This is a genomic window from Acetobacter aceti NBRC 14818 (assembly GCF_000193495.2).
Classification (GTDB): Bacteria; Pseudomonadota; Alphaproteobacteria; order Acetobacterales; family Acetobacteraceae; genus Acetobacter; species Acetobacter aceti.
Window position 1 is genome coordinate 2,042,334 of sequence record NZ_AP023410.1, and the last position, 17,292, is coordinate 2,059,625.

The window sequence follows — 17,292 nt, forward strand, 5'->3', positions numbered from 1 at the left end:
AATGCTCTTTGAATTCTTCCAGAAGCAACGCTTTTTTGTTTTCGGTCTGATTTTTGCCCTCCCGATAACCGGACTGGCCTGTGTCGAAGGGCTTCCTGTCGAGCCTGTTCCCGACATTTCACCCCGCCAGGTCATGGTGACGGTTACTGCTCCCGGGCTTGCGACCGAGGAAGTCGAAAAGTTGATTACCTTTCCGGTCGAGACCAGTCTGACTGCTCTTCCGGGTCTCATTGATTTGCGCTCGGTATCAAGGACGGGTGTATCTGCGGTCTATCTACAATTCGACGATGCGACAGACATCGACTTGGACCGCGCACGTGTCGCCGAACGTCTGCCGGCCGCTCGTGAGAGTGTCGCCGTTCCGGGTGTCAGCGTTCAGATGGGGCCGCGGACGACCGGCATGGGCGAGATCATGCAGTTCCAGATCCGCGGACCTGGCTATTCGCTCATGGACCTCAACCGCATCATGCACTGGACGGTCGCGCCTGAACTGAGACTTCTAGCGGGCGTGGCCGAGGTCAATATCAATGGTGGCGCGGAACAGACCTTTCAGGTCACGCTCGACCCGCTTCGGCTGCGTACCTACGGAGTCACGGTGACAGACGTCTATCAGGCAGTTGACCGTAATAACGCCTCGGCTGGTGGTGGCTGGATTGCCCACCAGGCCGAGCAGCAGGTGATTGTTGGCCGTGCCCTGGTCGGCGACCTGAATGATTTCGGTCTGATCCCGGTCAGAATCGGCCGGAACGGGCATGTCATCCGGGTCCAGGACGTGGGGAGTATCGCACTGGGTCCGCGGACGCGCCTCGGCGCGGCGACCCGGGACGGAAACGGAGAGATCGTCCTGAGCGCGGTAATGATGCAGGACGGAGCAAGCTCGAATGCCGTTCTTGCAAATATCCGCAAAGCACTTCCTGGTATCCAGAAGTTGTTGCCAGCCGGCGTGACGCTTGACCCCTACTATATGCGCTCGACGCTAACGGGAGAAACCATTTCCACCGTCAAGGAAAATCTCCTGATCGGCGCGGCTCTGGTGCTTGTCGTTCTTATCGTGGTTCTGGGTGACTGGCGCGCGTCGCTGGTCATTGCCTCCGCCATCCCCGCCGCGCTGTTGTCAGCCTTCATCGGCATGAGGGTTTTCGGGGTCTCGGCCAACCTGCTGAGCCTCGGCGCAATTGATTTCGGTATGATTGTCGACAGCTCTCTCGTTGTCGTCGAGCACTTCATGACGTTGAGGGAGGCTGAAGGCACAAAGCGTTCCATGCGGGACACAGCTATTGAAGCGGCGAAGTCTGTCGTCAGGCCGGTGACATTTTCGATTTTCGTGATCATTATGGTCTACCTGCCGATCCTCACTCTGGAAGATATCGAGGGCAAGATGTTCCGCCCCATGGCGCAGACCGTCGCCATGGCGTTGCTGGCATCACTGATTTACTGCTTCATTTGCATCCCCGTCCTTGCAGCAGTACTCCTGCGTGATCCGAAGTCTCACCAGGAGACGAGGTTCGTGCAGTTTGTGCGACGCTATTACGAGCCGATGCTGGCCTGGAGCGAAAAGCATAGCAGGACAGTGATCATCGTCACGATCTCTGTGTTCCTCGTTTCGGTTGGCCTGGCCACGCGGTTGGGTGGGGAGTTTGTACCGACGCTGGAAGAAGGCTCCCTGACGACAACGGTCACGCGCTGGCCGAGCGCCTCACTGCCTACCGTCATTGATGAAATCGGGAAACAGGAACGAATCATCCGTTCGTTCCCTGAAGTTCAGACGGTGGTAACAAATATTGGCACACCGGCTGTTCCGACAGATCCTATGGGCCCCAACGAGTCAGACAGTTTCATCATTCTGAAGCCCCTCTCGCAGTGGAAGACCGGGCGGACCCAGGATCAGTTGGTTCAGGCGATGGCCGACACCCTCAAGGCGAAGCTCCCCAGTGCCAATTACGAATGGTCACAGCCGATCCAGATGCGAATGGATGAATTGCTCTCAGGTGTTCGCACTCAAATAGCTATCTCCGTTTATGGCGATGACTTGGAGGAACTGGCGAAACTGGCCGATGAAGTGACCTCAGCCGTGGCGGCGGTTCCGGGGGCTGCGGATGTTGCCCCACAGGGCGACGGAACAGTGCCCTTCATGCATATCGACATCAATCGGGATGCCGCAGCCAGACGTGGGGTGGCCGTGTCCGACGCTCTTGCCCAGATCACGGCTATCGGTGGATTGATCGGAAAACCTGTTGTTGTGGGCAACGCGATCATACCAACTCAGATCCGCCTTGATCCGACTTCGACCCTGTCAGTTTCGATGATCGGAAATCTGCCCGTGCGCAGGTTGGACGGACAAGGGTGGGTCTTGCTGTCGGATATTGCGAAACTACAGGTGATAGACGGCCCTTCCCGGATTGATCGGGACCGTATTCATAGGCGCGTCATTGTTCAGGCCAATGTCCGGGGGCGGGACGTCAGTTCCTTTGTCGCAGCGGCGCAAAAAGCGGTTGCGGAGAAGGTCAGACTCCCGTCAGGCTATCGTCTTGAATGGGCCGGACAGTTCGAGAACCTGAAATCGGCAATGCAACGTCTGGGTCTGGTTCTACCCATCGCTCTCTTGTTGATATTTGCGCTCCTGATTGCAGCATTAGGATCATTCAGGGCGGCCTCCCTGGTATTCATCAATCTCCCTATAGCAGCGACGGGAGGAATTTTCGCACTGACCTTGCGTGGGTTGCCGTTTAGTATTGCTGCCAGCATCGGTTTCATTGCGCTGTTTGGTGTGGCCATTCTCAATGGCGTCGTTCTTGTAAGTCAGATCCGCGCGCTTCAGGAAGCCGGCATTGATGCGGCAACGGCGGCATTCGAGGCAGCACGCGCCCGATTCCGGCCTGTCATCGCGACCGCAAGCGTCGCTAGTCTGGGCTTCTTCCCGATGGCGTTTTCGGGAAGCATGGGCGCGGAGGTCGAGCGGCCGCTTGCGACTGTTGTGATTGGAGGTCTTGTGACATCGACCCTGCTCACTTTGCTTGTTCTACCAACCCTTTATGCTAGCCTGTTTCGGAAGCGCTGAATTCAGAGGACATACGAGCCTTTTGTGACTACTTCATTTCACCGTTGCCGCCAACCATGGCGTTTGCATCCCACACTAACCTTCCTGTGCGGTGGATGTCGGTCGGTTAGGATGCGGCCGATCATCAGGAATTTCAAAGTCTGTACACTCGTTCGATTCACGAAGAAGACCTAGAAGTGCATCAGGAACGGGCTCATTGATAATGCTACCAAACCGCGCACGAAAATGCTGTTTTATCCAGAATTTGACGATCTGGTCCTCAGACTCGATGTCCATCTCCGAATACCTTCCATGACCGATCAGTGAATTAAGTCACGGTCCTGCGGCCCCAACGTCATGAGGTGATCCACGATATTTCGTACATTCATCCAGAATTGCGCGCTGTCGCTCTGACCCGCGTCAACACATCGCAAGACATGCGTATGCGCTTTGTTCCGCGCTCCACTCCATCCGAAGGATCGGATCAAGGCGTCTGCCATGTCTGACGCAGAACACTTATCGGAAGTTTCGTCATCGTTTTCTATCGCCAAATCCGCTCTCCGTCTCGCACGACATGACGACGACGGAAGCGAATTGAGGGCGTGACTCCCCGTACCCGCCTGGCGTCGGGCGGGTCGAAAGGTGTTTTGCACTGGGCGTAGCCACCTCCTGCCTATTCCCCTGCTGAGAACAGCCAAAGCTGTTCACCGCAGGACCGTAGGTCCGGGTGTTCTATTCGGCAGGCCACCCGACATAGGAGGCCGCCCAGTTGCAAAAAAGCGTTTCGACACGCTGATTTCAGGATAGCACATGGGATATCCCCATGTCACCCTTACGTAAGCGCGCGTGCGCGCTGCACCTTCGCGATGCATATCCGTCAACTCGGCAAAAAGTTTGGAGATGAAGCGAGTATTGATTAATGAAGTCGTAGCATTCTCTGCTTTGACCAACACTGTATTCAGAAGTTCCTATACTCTGCCATTCTTCTAAAAAGAAATTCCATGTCTCTATATTTCCAATAATTCCTATTCTTTTTAACATATTTTCCATCCGATGCAGGCTGCGCTGCCGATCGTCCATTCCTCATTGTCATTGCCGTCACCGTAATTTTGAAGCTCAGCCCTATCTCCGAATCGCCTGCTACCGGTGTGTCCCAGGATCGGCTGGGCGGACCTTGTCCGCACAGCGCAAGTATTTTTTCGCTCTGGTTTGCCCGGCTGCGAACAACGCTTAAAAGCACTTGAACGCAGGAATCCGCCGTTCCTTCCTCCTCTAAAAGGGAGGGCTCCCGATGTCGGGCACCAAGATTCTTTGGGGGCAGATCATCGTCGTCTTGGCGATCGTCCTGCTGACCATGTGGACTGCGACCGAATGGATCGCTTGGAAGCTGGCCTTCCAGGCTGAACTCGGGCGACCCTGGTTCGTAATCCTGCGGTTCCCATTCTACTTTCCGCCCGCGTTCTTCTGGTGGTGGTATGCGTATGACGCCTATGCGCCGGAGGTCTTCGCACGGGGTGCCTATATCGCCGCGTCGGGCGGCATCCTGGCTGCGGTCACTGCGATCGGGCTATCGGTCTGGCGCGCGCGCGAGGCGAAGCGGATCGAGACATATGGCTCGGCCCGTTGGGCTGACGCCAAGGAGATCGCCCAGGCCGGCCTACTTGACCCCGACGGCGTGGTACTAGGCCGCTATCGTCAAGAGTACCTGCGGCATGACGGGCCAGAGCACGTCCTGACCTTCGCACCAACGCGCAGCGGCAAGGGTGTCGGCATGGTCATCCCCACGCTCCTGACCTGGCCCGGTTCGGCCATCGTCCACGACATCAAGGGTGAGAACTGGGAGCTGACGGCGGGATTCCGCGCCCGTTTCGGACGTGTCGTGTTGTTCGATCCCACCAACGCAGCCTCGTCCGCCTATAATCCTTTGCTGGAGATTCGGCGCGGGGAGTGGGAAGTCCGTGATGCCCAGAACGTCGCCGATATCCTCGTAGACCCGGAAGGCAGCCTGGAGAAGCGCAACCACTGGGAGAAGACTTCGCACTCCCTTCTCGTCGGCGCCATCCTGCATGTCCTCTATGCCGAGCCCGACAAGACTCTGGCCGGTGTCGCCAATTTCCTGTCGGACCCGAAGCGCCCGATCGCCACCACGCTGTCAGCGATGATGCGGACGAAGCATCTTGGCGATGCCGGCCCGCATCCCGTCGTGGCCTCGGCCGCGCGCGAACTGCTGAACAAGTCCCCCAACGAGCGCTCGGGCGTGTTGTCCACAGCCATGTCCTTCCTCGGCCTCTATCGCGACCCGGTGGTCGCGGAGGTGACGCGGCGCTGCGAATGGCGGATCGCCGACATCGTCGGCGCCGATCGCCCGGTGACGCTCTACCTTACCGTGCCACCGTCTGACATCAGCCGCACCAAGCCGCTGATCCGTCTGGTGCTGAACCAGATCGGCCGGAGGCTGACAGAAGATCTTGATGCTGCGGCGCGGCGGCGGCGTGTGCTGCTGATGCTCGACGAATTCCCGGCCCTCGGGCGTCTGGATTTCTTTGAATCGGCGCTGGCCTTCATGGCGGGCTACCGGATCAAGAGCTTCCTGATCGCCCAGTCCCTCAACCAGATCGAGCGGGCCTACGGGCCGAACAATTCGATCCTCGACAACTGCCATGTCCGCGTGAGCTTCGCCACCAACGACGAACGGACGGCCAAACGTGTCTCCGACGCGCTCGGAACCGCCACCGAGATGAAGGCGATGAAGAACTACGCGGGCCACCGTCTTTCGCCTTGGCTGGGCCATCTGATGGTTTCGCGCTCGGAGACGGCACGCCCGCTGCTGACGGCGGGAGAAGTCATGCAGCTCCCGCCAGCGGACGAGATCGTCATGGTCTCCGGGCTGTATCCGATCCGTGCGAAGAAGGCCCGTTACTTCGAGGATGCGCGCTTCCAGGAACGCATTCTGCCACCGCCAAAGCCTACGCCCCCGAAGGACGGGTGCCCGGACGACTGGAGCCGCCGCCCCCTCCCACCCAGGCCGCCGGCACCCGATGCGGCGGCCGAAACGCGGACAGTGGAGGACGAGGAAGAAGACCCGAAGCAGTCCGCCCGGCGCCATCAGCCCGAACTGGACGAAGGCACTGTCGAGAAAAAGGAGCCGATGGAGAACGAGTTCACGCCCGATCCGGTCGATGAATTCGACGACATCGCGCCCCGCAACAACCGGATGAATGATCTCATGCGCGGTGTCGCCCGGCAGGCGTCGCTCGACCGTGGCGATGAGCTTGAGTTGTGAGGCCGCAATGGCAATGCCGAAAAAGAAGGCCCAGATCTCCGTCTATCTCGATCCCGAGGTGATGAAGACTCTGTCCGCCTATGCCGCGCGACGCGCGCAGCCGATGTCGCTGATCGTCGAGGCCGCTGTCGCCTCCTTCCTTTCGCCCGATGGCGAGGAGCGCCGCGAGGCTGCCACATCGAAGCGTCTCGACCGGCAGGACCGGCGCCTCGCGCGGCTGGAGCGTGATATTGGCATCACGGTGGAGACCCTGGCGCTGTTCATCCGCTTTTGGCTGACCACGACCCCGCCACTTCCCGAACCGGCCGCCAAGGCAGCGCGGGCACAAGCCGGAGCGCGCTACGATAATTTCGTCGCGGCCCTCGGCCGCAGGCTGGCTCAGGGACCACGACTCCAGCAGGAAATTCCGGAGGACGTTTCGGACCCCGCCGCACAGGATGATCCGGAGTCGTAATTTTCGCACCCCGCAAGTATTTTTGCCCTCCGTCTCGCTGCGTTTCTACGACGCCTGAATTCTTGTTGAACCGCCCCGTTTCCTGCCTTTCCTAATGATCCCCGTCGCCGTGCGCCCATCGCGCTCGGCTTATACCGGGGAAGATCATGTCGGTTTCCGCCATCAACCAAGGGGCAAGGGTACGGAGCATTTCCATGCTGCGTACGGCGATGGGGCCTGCGATCGCCGGGCACCTTGCCGATGCGGCTGTGGTCGAGCTGATGCTCAACCCCGATGGGCGGCTGTGGGTCGACCGTCTGTCTGAGGGGCTGGCTGATACGGGTGATGTGATTGCACCAGCCGATGCCGAGCGCATCGTCCGCCTGGTCGCACACCATGTCGGGGCGGAGGTGCATGAGGCAGCCCCGCGCGTATCGGCGGAATTGCCGACTGGCGAACGGTTTGAGGGATTGCTGCCGCCCGTTGTGACCGCCCCAAGTTTCGCGATCCGCAAGCCCGCTGTCGCCGTGTTCACCCTCGACGACTATGTCGAGGCCGCGATCATGACAACGGACGAGGCGGCATTCCTGCGCCGCGCTGTCACGGAACGGAGGAACATTCTGGTCGCGGGCGGCACATCGACGGGCAAGACCACGCTGGTCAATGCCCTCCTGGCCGAGGTTGCGAAAACCGGCGATCGCATCGTGCTGATCGAGGACACGCGCGAACTGCAATGCACGGCGCCCAATCTCATCGCCCTGCGCACCCGTGAGGGCGTCATCACCCTGTCGGATCTCGTCCGGTCCGGTCTCCGCCTGCGTCCCGACCGTATCCCCATCGGTGAGGTACGTGGGGCCGAGGCCCTTGATCTGGTCAAGGCATGGGGTACTGGCCATCCGGGCGGTATCGGCACGCTGCACGCCGGATCGGTGCTGGCTGCCCTGTATCGTCTGGAACAACTGATCCAGGAAGCGGTGGTCACGGTGCCACGCGCCATGATCGCGGAAACCATTGACGTGATCGCTGTCCTGTCTGGACGCGGGACGGCCCGTCGCCTGTCCGAACTCGCCACCGTGGACGGGATTGATCCCGGCACTGGTGCCTATCGCATTCATTCAATCGATACCGATGGAGATTAGAAATGAACCTCACGCTGTTCCGTGTGCGTCGGCACGCGCCTGTCCTCTCCACCATGCTGCTGCTGTCCATCGCATGGTGCTCCTCGGCCCTGGCGTCGGGCTCCGACATGCCGTGGGAGGAGCCGCTCAACCAGATTCTGGAATCCGTGCAGGGACCGGTCGCCAAGATCATCTCGGTGATCATCATCACGGTCACGGGTCTGACCCTGGCGTTCGGGGAAACATCGGGTGGGTTCCGCCGCCTGATCCAGATCGTCTTCGGCCTGTCCATCGCTTTCGCCGCCAGCTCGTTCTTCCTGTCGTTCTTCTCGTTCTCCGGCGGAGCACTGATCTGATGGCGGGATATGACGATGACGCGTTGCCGGGGTTCCATGTCCCGGTGCATCGCTCGCTGACCGATCCCATCCTGCTGGGTGGTGCGCCCCGTGCCGTCGCCATCGCCAATGGCACGCTGGCCGCCGCGATCGCGCTGGGCCTGCGGCTCTGGCTGATCGGAGCCGCATTCTGGATCGTGGGCCACGGGCTCGCGGTCTGGGGGGCGAAGCGTGATCCGCTGTTCATCGAGGTCGGGCGGCGACATCTCCGTTACCCCGCCTGGCTGCGGGCGTAGGGAGGGCAGGGCGATGATGTCCCTTGGCGAATATCGCAATCGCGCCGCCCTCCTGTCGGATTTTCTCCCATGGGCCGCGCTCGTGGAGAAAGGCGTCGTCCTGAACAAGGACGGCAGCTTCCAGCGCACGGCGCGCATCCGTGGTCCCGATATGGATAGCGCCACGCCTGCCGAACTGGTCGGTGTCACCGCACGGCTCAACAGTAATCTCCGCCGTCTGGGCTCCGGATGGGCGGTGTTCGTCGAGGCGCAGCGCGTCCCGGCCACACTCTATCCCGAGAGCGATTTCCCGGATGCCGCCTCGCACATGGTCGATCTGGAACGGCGTGAGCAGTTCGAGGATGAGGGCGCGCATTTCGAGAGCCGGTATTTCCTGACCCTGGTCTGGCTGCCACCGGCGGAATCGTCCGACCGGGCTGCCCGGTTCCTGTTCGAGGGCAGGGAGCGCGAAGGGCCGGACCCACACGGCATACTCCATGCGTTCGTGGATCGCTCCGACCGGATGCTGGCGTTGCTGGACGGTTTCATGCCCGAGGCCACCTGGCTCAATGACGGTGAAACGCTGACCTATTTACATTCGACCATTTCGACGCGGAACCAGCGTGTCCGGGTGCCGGAAATCCCGATGCATCTTGACGCGCTGCTGGTCGATCAGCCGCTTTCGGGCGGGTTGGAGCCGAAACTCGGCGATGCCTTCCTGAAAACGCTGACGATCACCGGTTTCCCGTCGCGGACCTTTCCCGGAATCCTGGATGACCTGAACCGGCTGGCGATGCCCTATCGCTGGTCAACCCGTGCCATCCTGCTCGACAAGACCGACGCCACCAAGGTGCTGACGAAGATCCGCCGGCAGTGGTTTGCAAAGCGTAAGAGCATCGCAGCCATTGTCCGGGAGGTGATGACCAACGAGGCATCCGTTCTCGTGGACAACGACGCTGCCAATAAGGCTGCCGATGCTGACTTGGCCTTGCAGTCCCTCGGTGCCGACGATGTCGGACAGGCGTATCTTACCGCGACCATCACGGTCTGGGACGGTTCCGCCTCCATCGCGGCCGAAAAGCTTCGGCTGGTTGAGAAGATCATCCAGGGCCGCGATTTCACCTGCATGACGGAAAGCCTCAACGCGGTGGAGGCATGGCTGGGTTCGCTGCCCGGCCATGTCTACGCCAATGTTCGTCAGCCCCCGGTCTCGACGCTGAATCTGGCGCATATGATTCCGCTGTCGGCCGTCTGGGCAGGGCCGGAGCAGGACGGGCATTTCAAGGCAGCACCGCTGTTCTACGGCAGGACGGCGGGCGCCACACCATTCCGGTTCAGCCTTCATGTCGGCGATGTTGGCCACACGCTGATCGCAGGACCAACAGGGGCGGGCAAATCCGTGCTGCTGGCGCTGATGGCGCTCCAGTTTCGGCGTTATGCGGGATCGCAGATTTTCGCCTTCGATTTCGGCGGGTCCATGCGTGCGGCGACGATGGCGATGGACGGGGACTGGCACGATCTTGGAGGCGGGCTGACGGACGAGGGCGATGGGCATTCCGCCGTCTCCCTTCAGCCGCTGGCAAGGATTGACGATCCCGACGAGCGCAAATGGGCCACGGAATGGCTGGGGCAGATCCTTGTCGGTGAAGGGGTAACGCTGACCCCCGAGGTGAAGTCTCACCTCTGGTCGGCGCTGAACTCCCTGGCGTCGTCGCCCGTTCAGGAGCGGACCCTGTCAGGTATGGTAGCACTTCTCCAGTCCAACGCCCTGAAGCAGGCAATGGCGGCATATTGCCTGGGTGGTCCCTATGGCCGCCTGCTGGATGCGGACACCGAGCGGCTGGGTGACGCCGATGTCGTGGTGTTTGAAACGGAAGGGCTGATCGGGTCCGGGGCGGCATCGTCCGTGTTGTCCTACCTGTTTCATCGGATCGAAGGACGGCTGGATGGCCGTCCGACCCTGCTGGTCATTGATGAGGGCTGGCTGGTTCTGGATGACGGGGACTTTGCTGGCCAGCTTCGGGAGTGGCTGAAAACCCTGCGCAAGAAGAATGCGTCGGTGATTTTCGCCACCCAGTCCCTGTCGGACATCGCCAATTCCCGCATTGCCCCGGCTGTGGTGGAAAGTTGCCCGACGCGGATCTTCCTGCCCAATGAACGGGCCATTGAGCCGCAGATCGCGGCCATCTACCGCGATTTTGGGCTGAACGACCGACAGATCGCCATTATCGCCCGCGCGGCGTCGAAGCGGGAATATTACTGCCAGACCCAGCGGGGAAATCGCCTCTTCGAACTGGGGCTCGGGCCGGTGGCACTCGCCCTGTGCGCCGCCTCCGGCAAGGACGACCACCGGCTGATCGACGCGATGCTGGTGGAACATGGGCGGGCCGGCTTTCTCCCAGCCTGGTTCGAGGCGCGTGGCGTCATGTGGGCGGCCGATCTTCTTCGGGAAGGAGCGATGCCATGACGGAAGAACCTTTCCGTATTCGGGCAAAAGATTTCCGCCCCGGATGTGCCGTGGTCTTCGGCGCTGCTCTGGCTTTTGTCATGCCAGTCGTGTCAGCCCATGCCCAATGGGCGGTCTATGACGGCGCCAACCACGTCCAGAACGTGCTGATCGCGGCCCGCACGCTCCAGCAGATCGACAACCAGATCACGTCACTGGCCAATCAGGCGCAGATGCTGGTCAACCAAGGTCGCAATCTGGCGAGCCTACCACTTTCGACACTGTCGACGCTGCAATCGACGATTTCCCAAACCACAGCGTTGCTCGCGCAGGCGCAGAATATTGCCTACAGCGTCCAGTCCGTCGAGCAGCAGTACCAGCAGGCGTACACGTCCGTGTCCTCTGGCATGTCCGACGGTGCCCTGTTCAGCCAGGCACAGACACGCTGGCAGAATTCTGTGGGTGGGTTCGAGGACGCCCTGAAGCTTCAGGCGCGGGTGGTAGGAAACATCCCGAGCGACAGTTCGGCCATGACGCAACTGGTTTCGGCCAGCCAGACGTCAACCGGGGCGTTGCAGGCCGCGCAGGCCGGCAACCAGCTTATGGCCCTGCAATCCCGGCAACTGTTCGACATCCAGGCGGAACTGGCCGCCAATGGCCGGGCTGCGGACCTCGAACGGGCGCGACAGGCGGCGAACGAGGCAGGGGCGGAAGCCCAATATCAGCATTTTTCGCAGTATGACGCCTATGTTCCCCAGGCCGTCGCCATCCCAAGTTCTGGATATTGAGCAATGGCGAGCGACAATGTCGGCATCATCGACGGTTTCCTGAATACCTTCGAGACTACGATCGACAGCGGTTTCGGTCTGGTGAAGGGAAGTGTGGTGTCGCTGGCCGGCTCGCTCTCGGTGCTGGACATCGTGCTGGCCGGCCTGTTCTGGGCTTGGGCCGCCGATGAGGACATCATCCAGCGTCTGGTGAAGAGGACGCTGTATATCGGCTTCTTTGCCTTCGTCATTGACCATTTCAGCGGCCTGTCGGGGATCGTTTTCAACAGTTTCGCGGCCCTCGGGCTCAAAGCCGGGGGCGGCACGCTGGCGCTTGGGGATTTCATGCATCCCGGCCGACTGGCGGCGACCGGGCTCGATGCCGCGCAGCCGCTGCTGGATGCGGCGAGTAAACTGGCGTTTTCCTTCGGTGCGCTGGCCAGCATCGTGCAGATCCTCGTCCTGCTCCTGTGCTGGTTCATCGTGCTGGCGGCCTTCTTCATCCTCGCGGTGCAGCTCTTCGTGGCGATCGTCGAGTTCAAGCTGACCTCACTCGCGGGCTTCGTGCTGATCCCGTTTGCCCTGTTCAACCGCACGGCGTTCCTCGCCGAGAAGGTACTGGGCAATGTCGTGTCGTCCGGCGTGAAGATCATGGTGCTGGCGGTTATTTCCGCCATAGCTTCCGTGCTCTTCAGGCAGTTCACGACGTCCTACGGTGATAGTGCGCCCACCATCGGCCAGGCGCTGTCCGTCGTGCTGGCGTCACTCTGCATCGTGGGTCTCGCCATTTTCGGCGGCTCGCTCGCCAATGGGCTGATTTCCGGTGCCCCGCAGCTTGGTGCCGGGGCAGCAGCGGGAACCGCGATGGCGGTGGGCGCGATGGGGGCTGCGGCTGTTGCCGCGCCCGCCGCCGTGGCGTCTGGCGGAGCGGCGGCCCTCGGTGCGACGGCAGCGGCAGCGCGCGGAGGGGCTGCCGTCGCAGGTGCCGCCACGACAGCCTACTCCATGGGGGCGGCCGGACAGACTGGTGCGGCGGGCATGGCATCGGCGGCTGGCAATGTCGGTCGCGCCGCTGGGGGTGCTGCGATGAACGCCGTGAAGAGCAAGGTCGGCGCGGCAACATCCTCGTTGAAGGAAAGCTACTCTGCTGGCGGACGCTGGGCCGCCGGTGCGATGGGCGGCGCCGGAGAAGGCGATAGGCCATCGGGTGACGGTGGGTCTTCAGGCCCGTCCGGCGGCGGAGGTGATCCCGGTACCGGGCCTGCCGGTAGCGGTAACCCTGGTGGCGGCCCCTCGGGAGGCGACCCCGATAGCGGCGACGGCTCCGACGGCAAGCCGCCCCGCTGGGCGCGGAACATGAAGCGCCGCAACGCCGCCACCCATGCCGCCGAGGCCGCCCATATCATCCGCTCCGCCGATGGCGGGGGCGGGTCCACGTCCATCGATCTCTCGGAGAAAGAATGATGTTCCGTCGCTCCACAACACGCTACGGGACCACGCCCGAGCCCGTCACCCCATACCAGAAGGCAGCGCAGATCTGGGATGAGCGCATCGGCTCGGCCCGCGTGCAAGCCCGCAACTGGCGTCTCATGGCCTTTGGCTCCCTGTTCCTGTCCGCCGGTCTCGGGGGCGGGCTGGTCTGGCAGTCCGCGCGCGGCACCATCACGCCGTGGGTCGTGCAGGTGGACCGGCTGGGGCAGGCGCAGGTCGTTGCCCCGGCCACGTCCGGCTACATGCCCGCCGATCCGCAGATCGCCTGGTATCTGGCGCAGTTCGTCCATGACGTGCGGTCCCTGTCTTCGGATGCCGTGGTTGTCCGGCAGAACTGGCTGCGCGCCTATGATTTCACCACCACGTCCGGCGCTGTGGCCCTCAATGATTATGCCCGCCTGAATGATCCGTTTTCGCGGATCGGGCACGAGCAGGTCGAGGTGGACATCGCCTCGGTGATCCGGGCCTCTCCCGGAAGTTTCCGGGTGGCCTGGACGGAGCGCCATTACCGTGACGGCGCGTTCACCGGCACCGAACGCTGGACCGCCATCGTCTCGGTTGTTCTGCGCACCCCGCGCGACGCGGATCATCTGCGGAAAAACCCGCTCGGAATCTACGTCTCCGCCATTAACTGGTCGAAGGAGCTTGGCCAATGATCCGTCGTGCTCTTCGTGCTTTGCCGTTGCTGACCCTGCCCCTGGCGGGTTGCGCGCAACAGTACCATCCACCCGTCATACGATATGACGACGCGGCCCAGGCCATGCTCCTGCCTGATCCGCCGAAGCCTGTGCGGGTGGTGGAAGTCCCGCGGCTGCTTCCCCTGCCGGGTCAACTCAAGCCGCTTCCACCCTTGCGGCGTGCCCATGTCGTGCCCGAGGCGGCTGACCCTACCGTGCGCGTGACCCAGGCCAATCTTGCCGCCCGCATCCAGCCGACGCGGGCCGGTTATGTGAATGCGGTGCAGGTCTATCCCTACAGCGCGGGCGCGCTCTATCAGGTCTATGCCGCGCCCGGCGAGATCACCGACATCATGCTCCAGCAGGGCGAGAAGCTGGTCGGTACTGGCCCGGTCGCGGTGGGGGACACCGTGCGCTGGATTGTCGGCGATACCACCAGTGGCGCGGGTACGACCAGAAGGGTGCATATCCTGGTCAAGCCGACGCGACCGGACCTGACCACCAATCTGATCGTCAATACCGACCGGCGGACCTACCTTGCCGAACTGCGGGCGACACCCGCGACCTATATGGCGTCCGTCTCCTGGGACTATCCCGAGGATGAGCTGATTGCCCTGCATCGGCAGGACAGTAACGCCGACGAAGCGGCGCCCGTGGATGCGGGGCTGAATCTCGACGCGCTGAATTTCCGATACGCGATCGAGAGTGTGAAAGGCGGAACACCGCCCTGGCTGCCCAGCCGGGCGTTCGACGATGGCCACAAAGTCTATCTCGCGTTTCCGTCCGGTATCGGGCAGGGCGAACTGCCGCCGCTGTTCGTGCTGGGGGCCGATGGCGGCCCGGAACTGGTGAACTACCGGGTGAGGCAGAACTGGATGATCGTCGATCGCCTGTTTGCGGCGGCCGAATTGCGGCTTGGGGATAAACATTCCGAGCAGCGAGTACGGATCGTCCGCACGGATGGCAGGAAGTCATGAGCGGCGCGGAAGAGCGCCCGGAAGGGAATACGGGAGCCACCACAAGCGGAAGCGGAACAGGACCATCATCCCCGCCGCCCTCTCCCGATTTGCGGCTGCGCGTGCAGCGTCCGCCGGTGGTCCGGCTCTCGCGCCCCGTCATCTGGACGCTGGGTGGTGCGGGGATGCTCGCGATCGGTCTTGCGCTGGGCTACGCGCTGCAAAATGGTACACAGAAGGGGTCGGTCCAGGGGGCACAGGACACCGACACCCGTCCTTCGGCCGACGGGCTGGCCGCTCTCCCCAGTGATTATACCGCCACTCCAAAACTCGGGCCGCCTTTGCCCGGCGATCTCGGCAAGCCGATCCTCGACGCACAGCGGAACGGTCGCGCGGGACCGGTCTCGGGCATGGGAGACCGCCGTGGCGATCAGGAAATCGAGGCGGCCCGCACCAGCAGGCTCTTCGCCCAGATCGAGGCGCGGGACGGCCAGACTGCGCAGACGATTCCGGTCATGGCCACCGCTCCCGGAGCACAGGCATCACCGACCGGCCCCGACCAGCAGACCGGCAATCGCGCCTTCCTGGCGGGTCAGCCGGACCGCATGACCGTCAGCCCGGATCGGATCGTATCTCCCGCCTCGCCTTATATCCTCCAGGCTGGGACCGTCATTGCCGGCGCACTCAATACGAAGATCAGTTCCGATCTGCCCGGACAGATCGTAGGGCATGTCACCCAGAACGTCTATGACAGCCCGACCGGACGGTCCTTGCTTATCCCGCAGGGAAGCACCCTGTTCGGGGCCTATAACAGCGGCATTTCCTTCGGGCAGCAGCGCACCCAGATCATCTGGACCCGGCTGATCTATCCGAACGGCGAAAGCCTCGTCCTGGAAAAGCTGCCCGGCGGCGACGCCATCGGCCAGTCCGGCCTGTCCGACGAGGTGAACAATCATTGGGGCCAGCTCTTCAGGGCGGCGCTCGTCACGACCCTCCTCAGCGTGGGCTCCGAAGCGGGCACGTCATGGAACGAGAACAACCTGATGCAGGCCATCCGCTCCGGCGCGAGCAACGGGTTTTCCATGGTCGGCAACCGGCTGATTGATCGCAGCCTGAATATTCAGCCGACGCTGACAGACCGGCCGGGCCTGCCGTTCATGCTTATCCTGAATCGCGACCTGATCTTGAACCCCTGGCACCCAAAGGAACCGGCTCCATGACGAAGCTGCGCATCACCGAAATTCCCGACGAAAAGCCGGTCCGCGTCACCGTGGACCTGCCTGCGGACCTTCATCGCGATCTCGTCACTTATGCTGCCCTGGTCAGCCAGAACGGCCAGCCCGTCGAGCCTGCCCGTCTCGTGCCGCACATGATCCGTGGCTTTATCACATCCGACCGCGCGTTCCGAAAGCTCCGGCAGGGGCCACGGCGGGCAGCCGTTAAAACGCAGCCGCCTGCTGCTCCAGAAAACGAATGACTGTTCTCGCGGCCGGTGGGCAGCGCTCACGGTGCCAGGCCGCGCCATACGCGAAGTGGGAAAACCCGTCCCCGTCGATGACTTCCACTACAGCGATCCGCTCCCGGATGGCAGCGGGCAGAAAGCCCAGCCAGGCATCCGGCAATAGGGCAATGCCACTTCCATTTGCTGCCAATGCGACGACCCGCAGGCTTCTGACCGCCTCCTGACGTGTCACAGGAACAAATCCCGCCTGCCGCATCTTGCGCATCAGGAGCGCGAGCAGTTCGTCGCCGGTATCATCCTTCCCGATCAGAAAGATTCCGTCGTGCAACTCGGCCCATGACGCGGTTCCGACCTGTGCGATCGGATGTTCGACCGGCATGATCGCAACGACACGATCGCTCCAGAGCGGGATCGTGGCCGCCATGCTGCCGGGCAAGGGCAGCGTCATTATCGCGAGGTCGATCTCTTCCTGTTCCAGGGCCTGGAGCAGTTCTTTTTTCGCATTATCCCGATAAATGAAGGAGATACCGGGTTGCGCACGGCTGTACGACTCCAGTATCGCCGAGATCCGGCCGGGTGGGATGCTGCCCTGGACGCCCACGGAGATGACGCCGGTCTCGCCCCGGCTCCAACGCCGCGTGCGCTCGTACAGTCCGACAGTTCCATCGAGCAGCTTCTCAGCCTCTCGCAGAAAGGCAACTCCCGCCGGGGTCAGTCTGGCACCGCTCGACGTGCGTCGAAAGAGGGAGACGCCAAGTCGCTCTTCCAGTAATCGCAAAGACCGGCTTACGGCAGATTGTTTGCCTCCCAACGCCCGTGCGGCTCCGTGGATACTTCCCTCCCTCGCGATGACACGCACGAACAGCAATTCCCGCAGATCGAGAGGTGGTCGCCGAACCGACATTTTCTGTCTATCCCGATTTTTTGAAGACCTTCGGCATGACGTGCCAAAATCCAGTCATCGTGCTTTCAAGTCTGCAATCATATTTCGTTCACAATATATTATGGAATT

At 62.1% G+C, this 17,292-nt stretch carries 14 protein-coding genes; 13 read left to right on the forward strand and 1 reads right to left on the reverse strand.

Features of this window, described 5'->3' with window-relative positions:
• Position 1 precedes the first annotated feature (1 nt).
• The 13 genes from EMQ_RS09330 to EMQ_RS09390 all read left to right on the forward strand — a co-directional run bounded on the left by EMQ_RS09330 (position 2) and on the right by EMQ_RS09390 (position 16,295).
• Positions 2-3,058: an efflux RND transporter permease subunit gene (locus EMQ_RS09330; protein ID WP_018308110.1), complete on the forward strand. Its 3,057-nt coding sequence runs from the start codon at positions 2-4 to the stop codon at positions 3,056-3,058.
• Positions 3,059-4,328: 1,270 nt separating this feature from the next.
• Positions 4,329-6,320, forward strand: a complete 1,992-nt coding sequence (locus tag EMQ_RS09335) for a conjugal transfer protein TraG (RefSeq protein WP_010666656.1) — start codon at positions 4,329-4,331, stop codon at positions 6,318-6,320.
• A gap of 7 nt (positions 6,321-6,327) precedes the next feature.
• The gene (locus EMQ_RS09340) at positions 6,328-6,774 is read left to right on the forward strand and encodes a hypothetical protein (RefSeq protein WP_026200111.1); all 447 of its coding nucleotides are present in this window, start codon (positions 6,328-6,330) and stop codon (positions 6,772-6,774) included.
• A 194-nt stretch (positions 6,775-6,968) separates the two neighbouring features.
• Positions 6,969-7,892, forward strand: a complete 924-nt coding sequence (trbB, locus tag EMQ_RS09345; protein WP_018308109.1) for a P-type conjugative transfer ATPase TrbB — start codon at positions 6,969-6,971, stop codon at positions 7,890-7,892.
• A 2-nt stretch (positions 7,893-7,894) separates the two neighbouring features.
• Positions 7,895-8,227, forward strand: coding sequence for a TrbC/VirB2 family protein (locus EMQ_RS09350; RefSeq protein ID WP_018308108.1), 333 nt, complete (start codon positions 7,895-7,897; stop codon positions 8,225-8,227).
• Positions 8,227-8,502: a VirB3 family type IV secretion system protein gene (locus EMQ_RS09355; RefSeq protein WP_010667264.1), complete on the forward strand. Its 276-nt coding sequence runs from the start codon at positions 8,227-8,229 to the stop codon at positions 8,500-8,502. Before EMQ_RS09350 ends, EMQ_RS09355 begins: the two co-directional genes overlap by 1 nt.
• A gap of 13 nt (positions 8,503-8,515) precedes the next feature.
• On the forward strand, positions 8,516-10,948 hold the full coding sequence (trbE, locus tag EMQ_RS09360) for a conjugal transfer protein TrbE (protein ID WP_010667263.1): 2,433 nt from the start codon (positions 8,516-8,518) through the stop codon (positions 10,946-10,948).
• Positions 10,945-11,715 (forward strand): P-type conjugative transfer protein TrbJ, encoded by a 771-nt coding sequence (gene trbJ, locus EMQ_RS09365; protein WP_010667262.1) that lies wholly within the window; start codon positions 10,945-10,947, stop codon positions 11,713-11,715. Before trbE ends, trbJ begins: the two co-directional genes overlap by 4 nt.
• A gap of 3 nt (positions 11,716-11,718) precedes the next feature.
• On the forward strand, positions 11,719-13,158 hold the full coding sequence (gene trbL, locus EMQ_RS09370) for a P-type conjugative transfer protein TrbL (protein WP_018308107.1): 1,440 nt from the start codon (positions 11,719-11,721) through the stop codon (positions 13,156-13,158).
• Positions 13,158-13,841, forward strand: coding sequence for a conjugal transfer protein TrbF (trbF, locus tag EMQ_RS09375; RefSeq protein ID WP_018308106.1), 684 nt, complete (start codon positions 13,158-13,160; stop codon positions 13,839-13,841). The genes trbL and trbF overlap by 1 nt, the downstream gene beginning before the upstream one ends.
• The gene (trbG, locus tag EMQ_RS09380; RefSeq protein WP_018308105.1) at positions 13,838-14,839 is read left to right on the forward strand and encodes a P-type conjugative transfer protein TrbG; all 1,002 of its coding nucleotides are present in this window, start codon (positions 13,838-13,840) and stop codon (positions 14,837-14,839) included. The genes trbF and trbG overlap by 4 nt, the downstream gene beginning before the upstream one ends.
• Positions 14,836-16,038, forward strand: coding sequence for a TrbI/VirB10 family protein (locus EMQ_RS09385; RefSeq protein ID WP_010667184.1), 1,203 nt, complete (start codon positions 14,836-14,838; stop codon positions 16,036-16,038). Before trbG ends, EMQ_RS09385 begins: the two co-directional genes overlap by 4 nt.
• Positions 16,035-16,295, forward strand: coding sequence for a DUF2274 domain-containing protein (locus tag EMQ_RS09390; RefSeq protein WP_010667185.1), 261 nt, complete (start codon positions 16,035-16,037; stop codon positions 16,293-16,295). Before EMQ_RS09385 ends, EMQ_RS09390 begins: the two co-directional genes overlap by 4 nt.
• On the opposite strand, the gene EMQ_RS09395 is transcribed toward EMQ_RS09390, so the two are convergent.
• Positions 16,258-17,184, reverse strand: coding sequence for a LysR family transcriptional regulator (locus EMQ_RS09395; protein ID WP_010667186.1), 927 nt, complete (start codon positions 17,182-17,184; stop codon positions 16,258-16,260). The genes EMQ_RS09390 and EMQ_RS09395 overlap by 38 nt on opposite strands.
• Between the last annotated feature and the right edge of the window lie 108 nt (positions 17,185-17,292).

Coding starts and splice junctions, on each gene's coding strand:
- EMQ_RS09340 (WP_026200111.1), top strand. CDS start 6,328: ATGGCAATGCCGAAAAAGAAGGCCCAGATCTCCGTCTATCTCGATCCC.
- trbL (WP_018308107.1), top strand. CDS start 11,719: ATGGCGAGCGACAATGTCGGCATCATCGACGGTTTCCTGAATACCTTC.
- trbJ (WP_010667262.1), top strand. CDS start 10,945: ATGACGGAAGAACCTTTCCGTATTCGGGCAAAAGATTTCCGCCCCGGA.
- EMQ_RS09350 (WP_018308108.1), top strand. CDS start 7,895: ATGAACCTCACGCTGTTCCGTGTGCGTCGGCACGCGCCTGTCCTCTCC.
- EMQ_RS09390 (WP_010667185.1), top strand. CDS start 16,035: ATGACGAAGCTGCGCATCACCGAAATTCCCGACGAAAAGCCGGTCCGC.
- EMQ_RS09330 (WP_018308110.1), top strand. CDS start 2: ATGCTCTTTGAATTCTTCCAGAAGCAACGCTTTTTTGTTTTCGGTCTG.
- EMQ_RS09335 (WP_010666656.1), top strand. CDS start 4,329: ATGTCGGGCACCAAGATTCTTTGGGGGCAGATCATCGTCGTCTTGGCG.
- trbB (WP_018308109.1), top strand. CDS start 6,969: ATGCTGCGTACGGCGATGGGGCCTGCGATCGCCGGGCACCTTGCCGAT.
- EMQ_RS09385 (WP_010667184.1), top strand. CDS start 14,836: ATGAGCGGCGCGGAAGAGCGCCCGGAAGGGAATACGGGAGCCACCACA.
- EMQ_RS09395 (WP_010667186.1), bottom strand. CDS start 17,184: ATGTCGGTTCGGCGACCACCTCTCGATCTGCGGGAATTGCTGTTCGTG.
- trbF (WP_018308106.1), top strand. CDS start 13,158: ATGTTCCGTCGCTCCACAACACGCTACGGGACCACGCCCGAGCCCGTC.
- trbE (WP_010667263.1), top strand. CDS start 8,516: ATGATGTCCCTTGGCGAATATCGCAATCGCGCCGCCCTCCTGTCGGAT.
- EMQ_RS09355 (WP_010667264.1), top strand. CDS start 8,227: ATGGCGGGATATGACGATGACGCGTTGCCGGGGTTCCATGTCCCGGTG.
- trbG (WP_018308105.1), top strand. CDS start 13,838: ATGATCCGTCGTGCTCTTCGTGCTTTGCCGTTGCTGACCCTGCCCCTG.